Origin of the sequence: Campylobacter insulaenigrae NCTC 12927 (assembly GCF_000816185.1) — a bacterium.
Taxonomy (GTDB): domain Bacteria; phylum Campylobacterota; class Campylobacteria; order Campylobacterales; family Campylobacteraceae; genus Campylobacter_D; species Campylobacter_D insulaenigrae.
In genome coordinates this window covers 873,247-888,763 of sequence record NZ_CP007770.1, presented here as the reverse complement: position 1 = coordinate 888,763, position 15,517 = coordinate 873,247, and the positions used below count along the sequence as shown (strand labels likewise).

Annotated in this window: 16 protein-coding genes; 6 read left to right on the top strand and 10 right to left on the bottom strand. The window is 27.2% G+C overall.

Annotation, left to right across the window (positions count from 1 at the left end; all coding sequences use genetic code 11):
* The first annotated feature begins 11 nt into the window (after nucleotides 1–11).
* A complete protein-coding gene (locus CINS_RS04640; RefSeq protein ID WP_039650270.1) occupies nucleotides 12–1,385 on the top strand; it encodes an MCP-domain energy taxis signal transduction protein in 1,374 nt (457 codons plus the stop codon).
* A gap of 18 nt (nucleotides 1,386–1,403) precedes the next feature.
* Here the strand turns inward: CINS_RS04640 and CINS_RS04635 are convergent, their stop codons facing one another.
* The 4 genes from CINS_RS04635 to bamD all read right to left on the bottom strand — a co-directional run bounded on the left by CINS_RS04635 (nucleotide 1,404) and on the right by bamD (nucleotide 7,930).
* The gene (locus CINS_RS04635; protein ID WP_039650268.1) at nucleotides 1,404–3,185 is read right to left on the bottom strand and encodes an aminopeptidase P family protein; all 1,782 of its coding nucleotides are present in this window, start codon (nucleotides 3,183–3,185) and stop codon (nucleotides 1,404–1,406) included.
* Between the two features lie 10 nt (nucleotides 3,186–3,195).
* A complete protein-coding gene (locus CINS_RS04630) occupies nucleotides 3,196–4,689 on the bottom strand; it encodes a peptide MFS transporter (protein ID WP_039650267.1) in 1,494 nt (497 codons plus the stop codon).
* A 206-nt stretch (nucleotides 4,690–4,895) separates the two neighbouring features.
* Entirely contained in the window at nucleotides 4,896–7,274 is a 2,379-nt protein-coding gene (gene lon / locus CINS_RS04625; RefSeq protein ID WP_039650266.1) for an endopeptidase La, read from the bottom strand.
* On the bottom strand, nucleotides 7,274–7,930 hold the full coding sequence (gene bamD, locus CINS_RS04620; protein ID WP_039650265.1) for an outer membrane protein assembly factor BamD: 657 nt from the start codon (nucleotides 7,928–7,930) through the stop codon (nucleotides 7,274–7,276). Before bamD ends, lon begins: the two co-directional genes overlap by 1 nt.
* A gap of 181 nt (nucleotides 7,931–8,111) precedes the next feature.
* Here bamD and fliW point away from each other — a divergent pair, with 181 nt between their 5' ends.
* The 5 genes from fliW (at nucleotide 8,112) to CINS_RS04595 (ending at nucleotide 10,669) form a co-directional block, all read left to right on the top strand.
* The gene (gene fliW, locus CINS_RS04615; RefSeq protein WP_039650264.1) at nucleotides 8,112–8,510 is read left to right on the top strand and encodes a flagellar assembly protein FliW; all 399 of its coding nucleotides are present in this window, start codon (nucleotides 8,112–8,114) and stop codon (nucleotides 8,508–8,510) included.
* Nucleotides 8,510–9,244, top strand: a complete 735-nt coding sequence (locus tag CINS_RS04610) for a pyrroline-5-carboxylate reductase (RefSeq protein WP_039650263.1) — start codon at nucleotides 8,510–8,512, stop codon at nucleotides 9,242–9,244. The genes fliW and CINS_RS04610 overlap by 1 nt, the downstream gene beginning before the upstream one ends.
* Nucleotides 9,241–9,534 carry a prepilin-type N-terminal cleavage/methylation domain-containing protein gene (locus tag CINS_RS04605; protein ID WP_039650262.1) on the top strand — a complete coding sequence of 98 codons (294 nt, stop codon included), beginning with the start codon at nucleotides 9,241–9,243 and terminating at the stop codon, nucleotides 9,532–9,534. Before CINS_RS04610 ends, CINS_RS04605 begins: the two co-directional genes overlap by 4 nt.
* Complete coding sequence (locus tag CINS_RS07640; protein WP_052251975.1) at nucleotides 9,515–10,141, top strand: type II secretion system protein; 627 nt, start codon at nucleotides 9,515–9,517, stop codon at nucleotides 10,139–10,141. The genes CINS_RS04605 and CINS_RS07640 overlap by 20 nt, the downstream gene beginning before the upstream one ends.
* A gap of 93 nt (nucleotides 10,142–10,234) precedes the next feature.
* A complete protein-coding gene (locus tag CINS_RS04595; RefSeq protein WP_039650260.1) occupies nucleotides 10,235–10,669 on the top strand; it encodes a hypothetical protein in 435 nt (144 codons plus the stop codon).
* Here CINS_RS04595 and CINS_RS04590 read toward each other — a convergent pair.
* From CINS_RS04590 to CINS_RS04565, 6 genes are all read right to left on the bottom strand, one after another.
* Nucleotides 10,644–11,279 carry a MarC family protein gene (locus CINS_RS04590; RefSeq protein ID WP_039650258.1) on the bottom strand — a complete coding sequence of 212 codons (636 nt, stop codon included), beginning with the start codon at nucleotides 11,277–11,279 and terminating at the stop codon, nucleotides 10,644–10,646. The two genes, CINS_RS04595 and CINS_RS04590, sit on opposite strands and share 26 nt — an antisense overlap.
* A gap of 50 nt (nucleotides 11,280–11,329) precedes the next feature.
* Nucleotides 11,330–11,590, bottom strand: coding sequence for a 30S ribosomal protein S18 (rpsR, locus tag CINS_RS04585; RefSeq protein ID WP_039618521.1), 261 nt, complete (start codon nucleotides 11,588–11,590; stop codon nucleotides 11,330–11,332).
* A gap of 10 nt (nucleotides 11,591–11,600) precedes the next feature.
* A complete protein-coding gene (locus CINS_RS04580) occupies nucleotides 11,601–12,134 on the bottom strand; it encodes a single-stranded DNA-binding protein (RefSeq protein WP_039650256.1) in 534 nt (177 codons plus the stop codon).
* A 2-nt stretch (nucleotides 12,135–12,136) separates the two neighbouring features.
* A complete protein-coding gene (gene rpsF / locus CINS_RS04575; RefSeq protein WP_039650254.1) occupies nucleotides 12,137–12,511 on the bottom strand; it encodes a 30S ribosomal protein S6 in 375 nt (124 codons plus the stop codon).
* 92 nt (nucleotides 12,512–12,603) lie between these two features.
* Nucleotides 12,604–13,569 (bottom strand): DNA polymerase III subunit delta, encoded by a 966-nt coding sequence (gene holA, locus CINS_RS04570; RefSeq protein ID WP_039650252.1) that lies wholly within the window; start codon nucleotides 13,567–13,569, stop codon nucleotides 12,604–12,606.
* Nucleotides 13,562–15,502, bottom strand: a complete 1,941-nt coding sequence (locus tag CINS_RS04565; protein WP_039650251.1) for an RNB domain-containing ribonuclease — start codon at nucleotides 15,500–15,502, stop codon at nucleotides 13,562–13,564. The genes holA and CINS_RS04565 overlap by 8 nt, the downstream gene beginning before the upstream one ends.
* Between the last annotated feature and the right edge of the window lie 15 nt (nucleotides 15,503–15,517).

Below are 15,517 nucleotides of genomic sequence, written 5' to 3'. Positions count from 1 at the left end.
AAGGAATATTAATGAAAAATATTTTATATATTGGGACTACACTAAGTGTATTAGGTTGTATTATGGTAATGAGCTTAGCCGAATTTATTTCAGCTGGAATATTGGTTTTATTGTGTGTGGTGTTTATAATTGGTATCTATATTCATAAAAATGATGAAGAATTTAATGATAAAATTTTACATTTAAGTCAAGAATTAAAAAATGGAAATTTTGATGAGAGAGTGATTTATATCAAATGTAGAAATAAAAAACTCAAGGAGATTGCAGATAATTTAAACAATACTATAGATGGTTTAGAGGCTTATTTAAGAGAAATTAATACATCTATTGCTTGTTCTCAAAAAGGTGAATATTTTAGAAGGGCAATTCCTGAAGGATTAAAAGGTATTTTCGTTCATAATATTAATTTTATTAATAGATCTTTGGATGATATTGAAAAAACTGGAAAAACTGTATTTAAAAATGCACTTTCTAGAGAATTAATGGATTTAAGTTTAAGCAGTCAAAATAAAAATTTAAATGATTTATCTAATGCATTAAATAAAATCATTAGATTAATGAGGGAAGTATTTGGGGACATAAAGATTATTTCTGATACAGCACAAAAAAATGGCATAGAGATAGGTAGTTTGCAAGAATCTATTTCATCTATGATGCAAGTAGCTGATGAGAGTAAAAATGCTGTTAATACTTTTGCTTCTAATGCTCAGAATATTAATTCTATTGTAGAAGTGATTAGAGATATTGCAGATCAAACTAATCTTCTTGCTTTAAATGCGGCAATAGAGGCAGCACGTGCTGGAGAGCATGGTAGAGGTTTTGCAGTGGTTGCAGATGAAGTTAGACAATTGGCTGAAAAAACTCAAAAAGCAACAGGGGAAATTACCTTGGCTATACAAGTTATGAATCAAGAAATAGGCTCTATACAAGAAAACAGCGAAAAAGTTTTTGGTATAGCTAATTCTTCTGATAGTAAAATTGCAGATTTTAGTGAGGCATTTAGAGAATTAGAGGGTAAAAGCTCGCACTTAGGAAAAGAATTTGTAAATTTTGCGTCTGAACTAACTCTTTCTGCTATGAAGATAGATCATATATTATATAAATCTGATGTTTATTTGACTTTAAATGGTTCTAAAAATGAACTACAAAATCTTGCACCTGTGTCTACACTTTGTAATGATGAAGATGCTAAAAATATATTCTGTCCATTGGTTACTCCGCATGAGTTAGAGACTAAAGGTGATTATATACAAACTAAAGCAGATAAAGCTGTAAAACTTGCGAAAAACGAAGTAATAGATAAACTAACTTATGATGCTATTATTAGTGATATTAGAGAATTAGAAAAAGAAAGTAGAATGATAATGGATAAGCTAGAAGTATAAAATTTCTAGCTTAAATTGTTAAAGTTTTTGAGTTCGTATTGTAAGCCATTGTAAAACTTTAATATTATCATTTAGCTTTGGAGAAAGCTTTTGATAAACTTCTTGGTGATAATTATTCAACCAATCTTTTTCTTTTTGATCTAATAAAGTTAAGTCTATGCAACTAGGTTCAAAAGGACAAAGAGTAAGAGGTTTAAAATATAAAAAATTTCCAAATTCTGTATTTTTTTGGTTTTGTACCTTAGTGTGAGCAACCAAATTTTCAAGTCTTATTCCCCATTTATTAGGTCTATATATTCCAGGCTCTATGGAAGTTACCATTCCTTCTTTGGCTTTATTTTTCTCAAGAAGTGGGGCAAAATATGAAAGCACTTGAGGACCTTCATGTACATTTAGAAAATATCCAACCCCATGTCCTGTTCCATGCATATAATCAAGTTGTTCTTCCCATAAAGGAGCACGAGTAATAGCATCAAGTAGAGGTGTGGCAATGTTTTCAGGAAAAATTGTTCTTGATATTGCGATATGAGCTTTCAAAACTAGAGTGTAATCGTGAATTTGTTCAGCATTCATCTTTCCTATTGGAACAACTCGGGTAATGTCTGTTGTTCCATTTTTATACTGACCACCTGAGTCTAATAATAACAAGCCATCTTTTTGTAAGTAAGCATAACTTTCATCTGTTGCTTTATAATGTACAAATGCAGAATTAGAATTAAAACCAGCAATGGTAGCAAAACTATTGCTTATATAATAAGGACTTTGAGATCTAAATTTTGTAACTTCTTTGTCTACATCAAGTTCACTAATCTTTTCATTGTTTTTTATAGCTTCTTCTAGCCATGAAAAAAATTTACACAAGGCAACCCCATCTTCAATCATAGCATCTTCTATAAAAGCAATTTCTTTAATATTTTTTTGTGATTTTAAATTGGTACTAGGATTTAAATTTTCTATGATAGTGACACTTTGATCTAGGGAATTTATTAATAATGCCGTCATTTTTGCTGGTTCTATTAATAAATTAATGTGATGAAGTTTTTTAAGTTCATCTTGTACACATTCGTATGGCTTAAGTTCTATGCCATCTTGTTTTAATTTTTCCACTAAAGTTGTTTCAATTTTATTTGTATCTACAAAAAGATAGGCTAAATCTTCTAGAATTAAGAGATGGCTTAAAAACACAGGAATATATGATACATCCGATCCTCTTAAATTTATAATCCAAGCTATATCGTCTAAACTGGAAATAAGATGTGCTTTTGCATTAAGTTGAGACATTTGTTCCCTAATCATTTGTAGTTTTTCTTTTCTCGTATGTGAGCAGTATTTTTCTTCGTGTTCATAAATTTTATTTGTAGGTAGACTAGGACGTTTTTCCCATAAGCTATTAATAAAATCTTTATTAATAACATTAATATATTTATTTAGTTCTTTTAAAATTTCTAAAGGTAAGATAGCAAAATCTACCCCTAAAGTCTCTTTTTTACTGTAATTATTTTTAATCCATCCTAAAAAAGTATTGGAGCTATCTTGTTTTTGTAAAACCATGCCACTGCCCTCTAATTCTTTTTCAGCTTGTAGCCAATAACGTCCATCTACCCATAGATAAGATTGTGTTTGTGTAAATACCAAAGTCCCTACAGAGCCACTAAAGCCACTCATAAAAACCTTACTTTTATAATATTCTGGTAGATATTCGCTTAAATGAGGATCTGCGCTTAAAATAATATAAATATCTATATTGTTGTTTTTCATCAAATCTTGTAATTTTTGAATTCTTTCTTTATGAATATTCATCTTATTCTCCTTAATGATTTATCATTTTATTTATTTTATTTTTGAAAATAAACAAAATAAAAGCCATAGCCAAGAGAATCCATATGCATTGAGAAAATAAATCCACTAGAGCATTTGCATTATCTTTGCTTGCTTCACCTCCAATTAAGCCTGCGATGATATTTCCTAATGAAAGACTAACAAACCAAAGCCCCATTACTTGAGCTTTTATTAAATTTGGTGCTATTTTTGTCATTAAAGATAATCCTACAGGACTTAAGCAAAGTTCTCCTAGTGTCAAAAAGAAAAAGCTTAGTACTAACCATAAAGGAGAGGCAAGATCGTTGCTACTTATAACACTTTTAGAAGCTAATACCATTACAAAAAATCCTAATGCAGCGCCTATCAATCCTAATGTAAATTTACTAATAGAAGAAATTTCAAATTTCATTTTAGCTAAAATGGTCCATACAAACGCTACTATTGGAGCAAATGCTATAATAAATAAAGCATTGATAGATTGAAACCATACTGTTGGAATTTCAAATCCTAAAAAATTTCTATTAGTTAATGTGTCGGCAAAGAAATTAAAAGAAGTGTATTGTTGTTCAAAAACAGACCAAAATACAGCAGCTGAAAAAAATAAAATAATAAAAACTAATAATTTTTTCTTTTCATCATTATTAAGAGAACTAAAGAAGAATAAATATAAAAAGTAGATTCCAGCATAAAACAATATGATAAATACCATATTTTTCGCAATAGTTATAGGATTTAATTTAATAAATCCTCCAAAAATAAAAAAAGATAAAGCAATTAAAATCACAACAGCTACTATAGCAAACCACAAAACATTTTTGTTGTATTTTATAGGCTTATCCCAAGAATATTTAATCCCGACATTCTTATCAAAATCAACCAAATCGGGAATAGTTTTAAAATAAAAAATAAGCAAAGCAATAAGCATACCTATACCACCAGCACCAAAGCCTATATGCCATCCATATTTCACTTGTAAAAAACCACAAATTAAAGGTGCTATAAAAGCTCCTAAGTTAATTCCCATATAAAAAATTGTAAAACCTGAATCACGTCTTGGATCTTCTTGACTATAAAGCATACCTACTACAACAGAAGCGCATGTTTTAAAAAGTCCTGTTCCTATAACTATAAAAGCTAATCCAACAAAAAACATTGTTGAATTAAATATGGATAAAGCTATAGATAAATGTCCAAGAGCGATAATAATAGATCCTATAAATATAGCTTTTTTTTGTCCTAAATAATTATCGGCCAACCAACCTCCAGGTAAAGCAGCAAGATATAAGCAACCTCCAAAAATTCCAGCTATAGCTGCAGCTTCTTCTTTGCTTATATTCAAGCCTCCTACACTAATACTAGCTGCCATAAAAAGCACTAATAAAGGTCGAATACCGTAAAAAGAAAATCTTTCCCAAAGCTCTGTCATAGATAAACTAAATAATGGTTTTGGATGACCTAAAAATGATTTGTCTATATTTTTCATTTACCCTTCCTTTTTCATTGATCTTTTATATAGAATAACATAAAATTACTCTTATTTTATAAAATAACATGCTTTAGGATGAATTATGTTACAATATAGCACTTTATTGTCAAGAAATAATATTTAAATATCATAAAAATTAAATAATAATAAAATTTTATATTTTTAATAAGACTTTTATATCAATAAGTTATTAAAAGATAGCTTTAAATAAGAGCTATCTTTAATACTTCTTCTAAATTTTTTACACCTATGATTTCCATATTTTGTATAACTTCTTGAGGGATATCTTTCAAATCTCTCTCAAAATTTTTATATGGAATGATAGCTATTTTTATTTCAGCTTTATATGCTGCGATTAATTTCTCTTTCAATCCACCTATTGGTAAAACATTACCCATGAGATCAATTTCACCTGTCATAGCAACATTAGATTTTACTTTTTTGTTGCTAAAAATAGATGCAATAGCGGTTGTGATCGTTATGCCTGCACTTGGACCATCTTTAGGCGTTGCACCATCTGGGACGTGAATGTGTAAATTATATAAGTTATAAACATTTTCATCATTTTTGTAGATTATATTCTTAGGAATTTTAATGATATTTTGATCAATTAAATTTTTAATGAGGTTAAAAGAAATTTTAGCAGATTCTTTCATTACATCTCCCAAGCTCCCAGTAAGTGTGAGTTCGCCTTTGCCTTTGATTTTAATAGCTTCAATTTTTAAAACATCTCCACCTACAGCAGTCCAAGCTAAACCATTGACCTGACCAATTTTATTTTCTTTTTCATGTTTTTCTATTTCAAATACTTTCTTATCAAGAAAATCTTTTATATTTTTAGTACTAATTTTTATAGTGTGAAGATCTTTATCTAAGAGAAGTTTTTTAACACATTTTCTGCATATTTCAGCAATTTTTCTTCTTAAATTTCTTACTCCAGACTCTCTTGTATAATCACTAATTATTAATTCTATAACTTTTTTATCGAAAGAAATTTCTTCATTTTTTAGACCATGTTTTTTAATTTCATCGGGAATTAAAAAATTCTTTGCAATTTGAAATTTTTCTTGAGGGGTATATGAACTAAGTTCTATAAATTCCATTCTATCTTTTAAAGCAACTGGAATCAAACTTGCATCATTTGCAGTTGCTACAAATATAATTTTACTTAAATCTATATTGAAATTAAGATAATAATCTCTAAATTTGGTGTTTTGTTCAGGATCTAAAATTTCTAACAAAACAGCACTAGGATCTCCTCTATGGTTGCGACTTAATTTATCTATTTCATCTAAAACAACGACAGGGTTGCTTTGTTTGGCTTCAATGAGTCCTTGTACTATGCGACCTGGCATAGCTCCTATATAAGTTCTTCTATGACCTCTTAATTCGTTTACATCTTCTAAACCACCAAGAGCAATTCGAACTAATTCCCTTTTTAGAGCTTTGGCTATTGAGTTAGCAAGGGAAGTCTTGCCAACACCAGGAGGACCAACTAAACATAAAATTACTTTAGCGCCATCTTTATCTTTGATTTTGCGTTTTTCTAAAAGTTCTTTTACGGCAAAATATTCTTCAATACGTTCTTTTGGCTTTTCTAAAGCATAATGATCTGTGTTTAATTGTTTGGTTACATCTAACAAATTTAATTTTTTCTTTGATAAAGATTCAAATGGTATATCTAAAACAGTTTCTATGTAAGTTTGCACCATGGAAGCTTCAGAATTGTCTTGATGAATTCTTTCGTATTTTTGTATTTGTTTTTTGATTTCTTTGTATGCATCATCATACATAAAAGGTTTTTTATTTTCTAACTTTTTATTGTATTCTTCAACTTCACTTTCTTTTTGTATGTCACTCCCTAATTCTCTTTGAATTTGTTTTAATTGTTCTTTAAGAAAGTATTCTTTGTTGACTTTATCTATTTTAGAATGTACTTTATTTTTGATTTCTTTTTGTATTTTATTGGCTTCTATTTCTTTAGCAAGATGGTCGATTAAATTTAGAAGTTTGATTTCTAAATTTGTTTCTATAAAAAATTCATATGCTTGATGTTTTTTTATTTTGATGGAATTTAATATTAAATCACAAATTCTGCTAGGATCACCATCTTCTTCGATCGTTCTTAAAAGATCTGGCGGAAAATAATGACTAACCATAGACAATGCTTTAGCTTTTTCTTTTAACACTTCAATAATAGCTTCTTTTTTTGTAGAACATAAAGATTCTTGATGGATTAAATCTACTAAAGCACTTAAAGGATCATCTGAGATTGGTTTGATAATTTTAGCTTTAGCATAACCTTGAAATAAAATTTTGATTCTGCCATCTGGAAGCGGAACCTTTCTCATGATATTTCCAATAACTCCACAATCATAAATATCATTAAAACTTCTCCCACCTTCTATTTTCGAAGGCGCAACAAATATCATGGTTTCATTTTGTATGGCTACATCTAAAGCTTTGATGTTTTGTATATCATTTAGAAAAATAGGGGTAATCATAAAAGGATATAAAAATAATTCATCTTCAATAAGCACTGGAAGTTGCGCTGGATAATTTTGATTATTGTCTATTTTCATTATAATTTACCTTCTTCAAATATTCTTCTATACCACGGAAGTTCAGGTTTAATCATGTCTAAATTTTTAAAATCAGAATTATCTAGTTTTTCTTTATAAATTTTATAACTTTCTTCTCTATCAAGTTTTTTATAAAGTTCAGCTATGTTAGAATCAAGATAAAAAATAGCAAGATTAAATTTAGTGAGCATGGTATTAATTAAATCGTTATATTGAACGTTTGGATAATTTTTATTATATTCTTGAATTTCATTGACAGTTTTGAGCATTAAAGCTTGATTTCGATTTGGAACAGCAAAAGAATCAAATTTTGCTTTAATTTTTAGATATCTAATGTATGCAACATTTTGAGAATCCCCAAATTTATTTAAATATTCATCAAGATAAAAATTTGCTAATTCATATTGTTCTTCATCGATATGTGCTTGAGCTAAAATTAATAAAGTCTGTTCTAATAATGGATCAGCTATATGTTCAGCTGCCATTGAAGTATAATGTTGATCTGCGAGTTCAAGATTTTTTTCTTGTAAATCTTTTATGATTTGTTGATACCATTCAATGGAACTAAGATTATACAAATCTGTGGTTTTTTTTGTTCCGCAAGCTCCCAGCAATAATCCTAAAACAACGAGTGAAAATATAAGAATTTTTTTCATTATTCAACCTTAATAAATTAAAAACTATAATTATAATATTTTTATGTTTATGAAATTGTTAATTTTTAAAAACTAAAATTATATTTTTGAAAAAGTTGTAAAATATTTGAGCATTTTAAAATTTGGAACTAATTTTGCTTTGTTTTATGCAATTTCTTAGCAAATTAGATTAGGAGGCAGAATGAATTTAGAGGTTAAATGTCCTATTTTAGGTTTTGAAGAAACTAAAAATATGAATTTTTATCAAATTGACGAGGTATTTTATAGACTTAAAAGTCTTGATGGAAAAGATTTTTCTTTTGTAATGATTGATCCGTATATGATACGTCCTGATTATGATTTTGAAGTTCCTGATTACTATCAAGAATTATTGGGCTTAAATGAAAAAACTAATTTTGGTGTTTTTGTAATTGTTGCAATTAATGAACCTTTGGAGGAATCAACGGTAAATTTTTTAGCTCCGGTTGTTATGAATTATGATGATGGTTCTTTAGTGCAAGTAATTTTGGATACTGCAAAATATCCAGACTATTTTCAATCAGAAAAGATTTCGGCATTTATTAAACAAGCAGCAAAATAATGTCTGAAATTTATATTTTGGGAAGTGGTGCTATGGCAAGTGCTTTAGCGAAAGGATTATGTGATAATTATGAGGTTACTATTGTTGCAAGAGATATTACTAAAAATATCATATCGTGTTCGAATATTAAAATCATTTCTTATGATGAATTTAATTTAGAAGATAAAAATATAATTTTAGCTTTTAAACCTTATGCTTTAGATGAGGTAGCTAGTAAGTTATCAGGAAAGGCAAAATGGATAATTTCCGTTTTAGCAAACACTTCTTTTGAAAAACTCCATATTATACAAGCACAAAATTATGTAAAAATAATGCCCAATATTGCAGCAAAGTTTAAAGCTTCAGCAACTCCATATTTGATGGAAAAGCTATTATTTAATGATGAAATTTTAGCATTGTTAAATACCTTTGGTAAAGCTTTTTTACTTCAAAATGAAAAAGAATTTGATATAGCAATGGTTCTAAGTGGTTGTGCGCCGGCATTTTTGTCTTTAGTAGCAGAATCATTAGCTAATGCTGGAGTGAGGAATGGATTGAATAATACTTTAAGTTATGAATTAACTAGATCGACTTTTGAAAGTTTTAGTGTATTATTTAATAAAGAACATCCTGCATTAATTAAGGAAAAGATTTGCTCTCCTGCAGGAGTGACAATAAAAGGAATAGAAGCTTTAGAAAAAAAAGCTGTAAGAGCTGCATTTTTTGAAGCATTTTTGGCAAGTATGAATAAATGAAGCAAGCTTTTAGTCTCCTAGAGCTTGCTTTTTGCATAGTATTACTTGGAATTATTTTTAGTTTTTATTATCATATATTTTATTTTAAAACTTCTAATATGGTTTATCAAAATCAATATCTATATGAAGTGGAAAAAAATCTTATAGAAAAAAAATCTTTAAACTCGAGAAACATTCAAATTTATAACTATATTTTTGTAGAACATTTTGATAATATATTAAACCTTAAATCTTTGCAAATAAAAGACGATTCTTATAAGAAATATTTTTATGATGAAGAAAGCTTTTAGTCTTTTAGAACTCGTTTTAAGTTTAATAATATTTGGGATAATTGTTTCTATTCTTGTATTTCCTAGTACTCAAATTTATAAAAAAGCCCTTGATATACAAAATAAAAATAATATTTTTTTAGATCTAAATTATATATTATTGAATCTAGAAAAGATTTATCAATCTTGCTATCAGTTTAAATATGATGAGTACTCTTTTGAATGTTATATGAATGCATCAAATGATATATTCTATGATACCAATTTAAAGGAATTTAATTTTAGTGGTATTATGTTGAACATAGGAAGCTTTATAAGTCCAAATAGTAATTTTTATTTTATTAAAAATGGTGTCTCTTATGGAATTTTAAGCAATTATAAAGATATTCACTCAAATAAAAAACAAAAAAACTATTCTAAAGATTATATTTATTTGTATGCTCTAGAGAGTAAAAAAATTTATAAAGTTTATGTAAACGATAGAGAAAATGTAGTATTTTCTAATGGAAATTTTGAAGGTTTTTATGGTGTTGTATATGCTTATATAAAAATTAATTTTGAAAAAAATAAAATTTTTTTAGATATCAAAGATTTTGAAAATGATAAAAATAGGTTTTTTACTTTATGAAAATATTGATAATTTTCGTATAACCAAAGAAAAAAATATTATAAAAATAACTCTTTGTAAGCAGAAAGAATGTTTAAATAAATGGATTTTTAAATGAAAAAATCTTTTGTAATGATTTATGTTGTATTTTTAGTAATTTTTATTTCTTTTTTATCTATTTTTATTGTTAAAACGTCATCATATTCATCAAGAATAATGAAAGATTATATTTTTTATACTCAGGGAAAAATACTACTTTATGATTTTAAAGAAATATCTAAATACTTTTTATACGAAGCTAAAAAAGAAGGAAAAGAATGTTTAGAAAATTTAAAATTAAACTATAATGGTATTTTAATAAGTATAGATTATATATATCCTTTGGCAAAATGTATAAATGAAAAAGTAATTTCAAACTATCAACAAGCTGATTCTATTATAGCTGTGAATATAGGTATACTCTTAAATACTGATAAAGGAGTAAATGAAGAGATATTTTTACAAAAAAGTTTTTTTATCTATCCTAAATTTGATAAATATAAGTTTTAATTCCAACAAATATCATTTTTACCCCCATAGCCATGATAAACACTAAAGCAATCCTAGAAAAAACATATAGAACTAATTTTCCTATCATTTTCTCAATAGTTGCTGAAAAATGAAAAAGTATAAAAATGAAAAAGAAAGTAAGTAAAACAGATGCAATTGCTATGATTAAATTATGATCTTCAGATATAACTATAATGGTAGAAAGAGTTCCAGGGCCTACCAACATAGGAAAAGACATAGGAACAATACTTTTTTTTAAAAGCTCTTGAGGGGTTAGATCATTATAATGTTGGAATTGATTTTTTGTAGGGGTGAATAATAAATTTTTAGTACTCATAATAATCAGTATAAGTCCACCAGCTACTCTTAAATCATTAATATCTATTTTAAATAAATATTTCATAACAAAAGGACCTAAAAGTAAGAATGTTAAAACAATACAAAAAGCAGTATAAATAATATTTCTAAATAACTTTTTTCTTTTTTGGGCGTCTAAACCCTCTGTCATTGCTAGAAACTGAGGAATGTTCCCAAAGGGATTTAATACAGCTATAATAGCAACCGATGCAAGCAATACTATATAAAATTCAGATTCTATATCTGAAAACATAAAAAACCTTTTAATAAACCCTTAAGTTAAAAACTTAAGGGATGGCGATATTATAATCCTTCGAAAGGATTTGTTACAACTTCTTTTCTATCTACTATATAAGGAATTAATGCTACATGTCTTGCACGTTTAATAGCAACTTCAACCATTTCTTGATGCTTTTTGCTAGTTCCTGTTAAACGACGAGGCATAATTTTAAATCTTTCTGATAAAGCATGTTTTAGTAATGCTGTATCTTTGTAATCAATAAAATCAACTTTTGCTTCAGTATATTTGCAATATTTTCTTGAATATTTTCTTTTTTCTGCCATATTTTTTCCTTTAAAATGGTAAATCTGTATCATCATCATACTTATCTATATCAATTTCTCGCATAGGAGTCTCCCTAGGAGTGCTATTTTGATAAATGTTTGATGATGTGTTTTTAGTTTGCACTTGAGAATATGGATCAAAACTTTGTTGTTGATCAAAATTTGAATTATAACCTTGAGTAGCTTGATTGCTATAATTTGATTGTTGATTATTTTGAATACCAGATCCTAACATTTCTAAATTTTCAACTTGAATACTATGTTTGGATCTATTTTGTCCATTTTGATCATTCCATTGCTCAAATCTTAACCGACCTTCAATTAAAATTTTACTACCTTTGCTTAGATATTGATTAGCTATTTCTGCTGTTCTGCCAAAAAAACTAATGTCGATAAAGCAGGTTTCTTCTCTTTTCTCACCAGTGTTGGTGCTAAATCTTCTAGTTACTGCAATAGCCGAAGATCCTATAGCACTACCTGAAGGAGCATAACGCATTTCTATATCTCTTGTAAGATTACCTACTAAAACGACTTTATTGAACATTATCAACCTTCTATATTTTCATTAGCTTTAACTTCTTTTTTTTGTTGTTTGATACCTTTGCTTAATTTTTCCCAAGCAGCAATTTCTTTCTTATTTTCATATTTTACAATTAAGAATCTTATAATTTCTTCTGTAATTCTTAATACCCTTTCAAGCTCTGAAATTAAATTAGTAGGAGCTTTAAAGTAGATTACAAAATAAGTTCCTCTTTCGTATTTTTTAATTTTGTAAGCTAGTTTTCTAGTGCCCATTTCTACTACACTTTCAATTTGTGCACCATTTTTTACAAGGACTTCTTTTACAAAATCCAACTTAGCACTTACTTCTTCTTCTGTAAGTGTTGGTTTTAATATGAACAAAACTTCATAATGTTTCATTGTATTTTTTCTCCTTATGGATATAAAGCCCAAAATATTTTAGGCAAGGATTTGCTAAAATGCAAGTTTTATTTTAGCATAATTTTCTTAATTTAACTTTTTAATATAGAGCTAATATGTAGGAGATTTGAAATTAAAAATTCCTTTTTTTCTATTTTGGATTTTTTTTTAAGCTCGTATTCACATTCGCACAATATGAAAAAAATTTTTTTATATTGTGGAATTTTTATATTTAGAGCTTGTGCTTGCAAATTTTTTGCTATATGAGTAGGAGGTATATAACCCAAAATTTCTTTTAAATTTAAATTTCCGTATGATTTTACGTACAAAGCTATCTTAAAAAGTCTTGAAAAATTTGAATATAAGGCATTAATAAAAGCTATTTCATTATAATTATCAAGTAATTTCTCAAGATCATTACGTAAATCTTTTTTTTGAAGCATATTATCAAAAAAATTTTCAAAACCAATAGTGCTTAAGCTATAGCAATGTTCTTGGATAATTTTTTCATCAATATTTAAACCACTAAATTTATTCAATTCACTTGATGCTAGATATAAATTTTCATTGAAATTGTAAAAAAGTGTAAAAAGAGCATTTTGAGTGATTTCTATATTTAGTTCTTTAGCTTTTAATGCAAGTAATTCTATACCTTCTTTGGCAGAATTTACTTTAAAAAATCTACAAAAATTTTCGTTAAAAATTTTTTCTAAGTCATTTAACTTTGAATTTTCATCATATATTTGGAGTAAAAAATAATTTTCTGGTGAATTTTGGCAGAGTTCAACGATCTTTTTAATTTCTTTTGTTGGAATTTTCTTAAAACTTTTAATTTCAAGTAGTTTTGTTGAGCTAAAAAGAGATGAGCTTGATAGATAGTCATAAGCTTGATTGAAATCATATTCATCAAAATATAATTTTAAATTTTCTTCAAAATTATATTTCTTTTTAATAAAATGAACAAAAAGTTCTATTTGAAAATTATCTACTCCATAAAGTAAAAAAAAATTTGGAATATTTTTGTTGTTTAAAAGACTTTGAAGTTGATTTTTATACATCCTGACTTCTTTCTAGTTGAAAAAAATTTGTTATTTTTCCAAAAATTTTTGCACTAATAATATCCACTTGAGTAATTTCTATTTCAACATGCTCTAAAAGATTTGCTTTAGAACCGATGATAGTTATTAAGGCACCTTTTATTTTATCATCTAATTTAACTTGTAAAGAATTTTGATTTTCTATTACTATAGCTTTGAATTTTTTACCGATATTTTCTTTTGCCCATCTTGCAAATTTTCTATCCATGAAATCCCAAGCAACTTTATCTGCTTCTCTTTCTAAAATACTTAATTCCTCGCACGTATTTTGTATATTTAAAAGTAAATAATCAAATAATTTTTTATCATTGTTAATTTTGGCTTTTAAAAGTCTATGCAAGATGAGATCAGAATATCTTCTAATGGGACTTGTAAAATGTGTATATTTATCAAATCCTAAGCCAAAATGTCCGGCGTTTTCGCTAGAATATTCAGCTTTTTTTTGTGCTTTTATAACAAGCTTATCTACTTCAGGACGTATGTTTAATTCATCTGCTAATGTTTGAATATCTTTAAAAAGTTCGATTGTATTATTTTTAGAATTCACATCTATACTAAGGGTTGATAAATCAGTCAGTAGTTGATCTATTTTTTTAAAATCAGGGCTTAAATGATTTCTAAATATTCCTACTTCTATAAGTTTTGCTGCTGCTTTATTAGCTAAAAGCATGCATTCTTCTATAAGATTGTGTGAGGAAGTATCATCTTCTAAGCGAGTACTTTTTAATTTGTTAAATTCATCAAGTTGCATTCTTAGTTCTTGAGTTTTAAATTCACAAGCATTTTTTAGTCGTTTTTTGCGTAAATTTTGAGTAATTGTAAAAAGTTCATAAATCCAATTTAAATCTTCTAGATCTTTTAATTTTACTAAATAATTATCTACTTCATCATAATTAAAACGTCGTTTGGAATTAATGATTGATTCAAATAATTCTTCTTTAATAATTTCATTATCGTGATTTAGTGTAATTTTGAAACAAAATGCTAAACGATCTTCGTTTGGTTTCAATGAGCACATATTTTCACTTAAAGATCTTGGGAGCATGGGTATAGCAATATGTGGAAAATAAATGGAAAATCCACGATTTCTAGCTTCTTTGTCTATTGCACTATAAGCATGTACGTAGGAACTCACATCAGCTATAGCGATATAAATAGCATGTTCTTTTTTATCATAATATATGGCATCATCAAAATCTTTTGCATCAATTGGATCAATGGTGCAAAAACTTAATTTTCTAAGATCCACTCTTTGGGGATACATATTAGCATCCACTATATCTCCATAGGCTTTGGCTTCATTTTCACATAAAGTGTCAAAAATTGTATTTTTATTATAAAGGGCCAATGAAATTTTTTCATCTATAAAATCATCATCAATATGCCCTATAACTTCAGTGATATTATTATTGTTATTTTCTATTTTTAATATTGTGCCAAGTGGTAGTGCTTTTAGAGATTTTTGCGAGGCTTTTAAGGCGCAAGTTAATCCTGTTTGTATATTCATACCAAGGATAGCTTCCCCATACTTTTTAGTGATAACTAGGGAAGTTTCATGAGCTCTTTTTAAAACTAAAATAACTTTAGCACTGGGACGCTTCTTTTTAATAGGTAAAAGTTTTACAACAACAACATCAGCGTAATTTGCTCCTTTTAAATTTTTATTTTCTATGAGTAAATCTTTTTTAAAATTTAAATCAAAACTCTGCAAAAAACCTGTTCCATTATTCGAAATATCTATTTTTCCAAATGTAAAACCATCTTTTAAGTAATATTTGTTTTTATAAAATTTTATAATATCGCATGTTAATAATTCTCGTATTATTTGTTTATTTTTATGAGTAAGTTCATTTGCGTTTAAACCATAGTTAAGTTGGTTGAATAATTCTTTCAAACATTTTTCCTGTTT

Bases quoted from the DNA above. Each gene is read 5' to 3' on its own strand.
- CINS_RS04640 (WP_039650270.1), top strand. From the start codon at position 12: ATGAAAAATATTTTATATATTGGGACTACACTAAGTGTATTAGGTTGT.
- CINS_RS04635 (WP_039650268.1), bottom strand. From the start codon at position 3,185: ATGAATATTCATAAAGAAAGAATTCAAAAATTACAAGATTTGATGAAA.
- CINS_RS04630 (WP_039650267.1), bottom strand. From the start codon at position 4,689: ATGAAAAATATAGACAAATCATTTTTAGGTCATCCAAAACCATTATTT.
- lon (WP_039650266.1), bottom strand. From the start codon at position 7,274: ATGAAAATAGACAATAATCAAAATTATCCAGCGCAACTTCCAGTGCTT.
- bamD (WP_039650265.1), bottom strand. From the start codon at position 7,930: ATGAAAAAAATTCTTATATTTTCACTCGTTGTTTTAGGATTATTGCTG.
- fliW (WP_039650264.1), top strand. From the start codon at position 8,112: ATGAATTTAGAGGTTAAATGTCCTATTTTAGGTTTTGAAGAAACTAAA.
- CINS_RS04610 (WP_039650263.1), top strand. From the start codon at position 8,510: ATGTCTGAAATTTATATTTTGGGAAGTGGTGCTATGGCAAGTGCTTTA.
- CINS_RS04605 (WP_039650262.1), top strand. From the start codon at position 9,241: ATGAAGCAAGCTTTTAGTCTCCTAGAGCTTGCTTTTTGCATAGTATTA.
- CINS_RS07640 (WP_052251975.1), top strand. From the start codon at position 9,515: ATGATGAAGAAAGCTTTTAGTCTTTTAGAACTCGTTTTAAGTTTAATA.
- CINS_RS04595 (WP_039650260.1), top strand. From the start codon at position 10,235: ATGAAAAAATCTTTTGTAATGATTTATGTTGTATTTTTAGTAATTTTT.
- CINS_RS04590 (WP_039650258.1), bottom strand. From the start codon at position 11,279: ATGTTTTCAGATATAGAATCTGAATTTTATATAGTATTGCTTGCATCG.
- rpsR (WP_039618521.1), bottom strand. From the start codon at position 11,590: ATGGCAGAAAAAAGAAAATATTCAAGAAAATATTGCAAATATACTGAA.
- CINS_RS04580 (WP_039650256.1), bottom strand. From the start codon at position 12,134: ATGTTCAATAAAGTCGTTTTAGTAGGTAATCTTACAAGAGATATAGAA.
- rpsF (WP_039650254.1), bottom strand. From the start codon at position 12,511: ATGAAACATTATGAAGTTTTGTTCATATTAAAACCAACACTTACAGAA.
- holA (WP_039650252.1), bottom strand. From the start codon at position 13,569: ATGTATAAAAATCAACTTCAAAGTCTTTTAAACAACAAAAATATTCCA.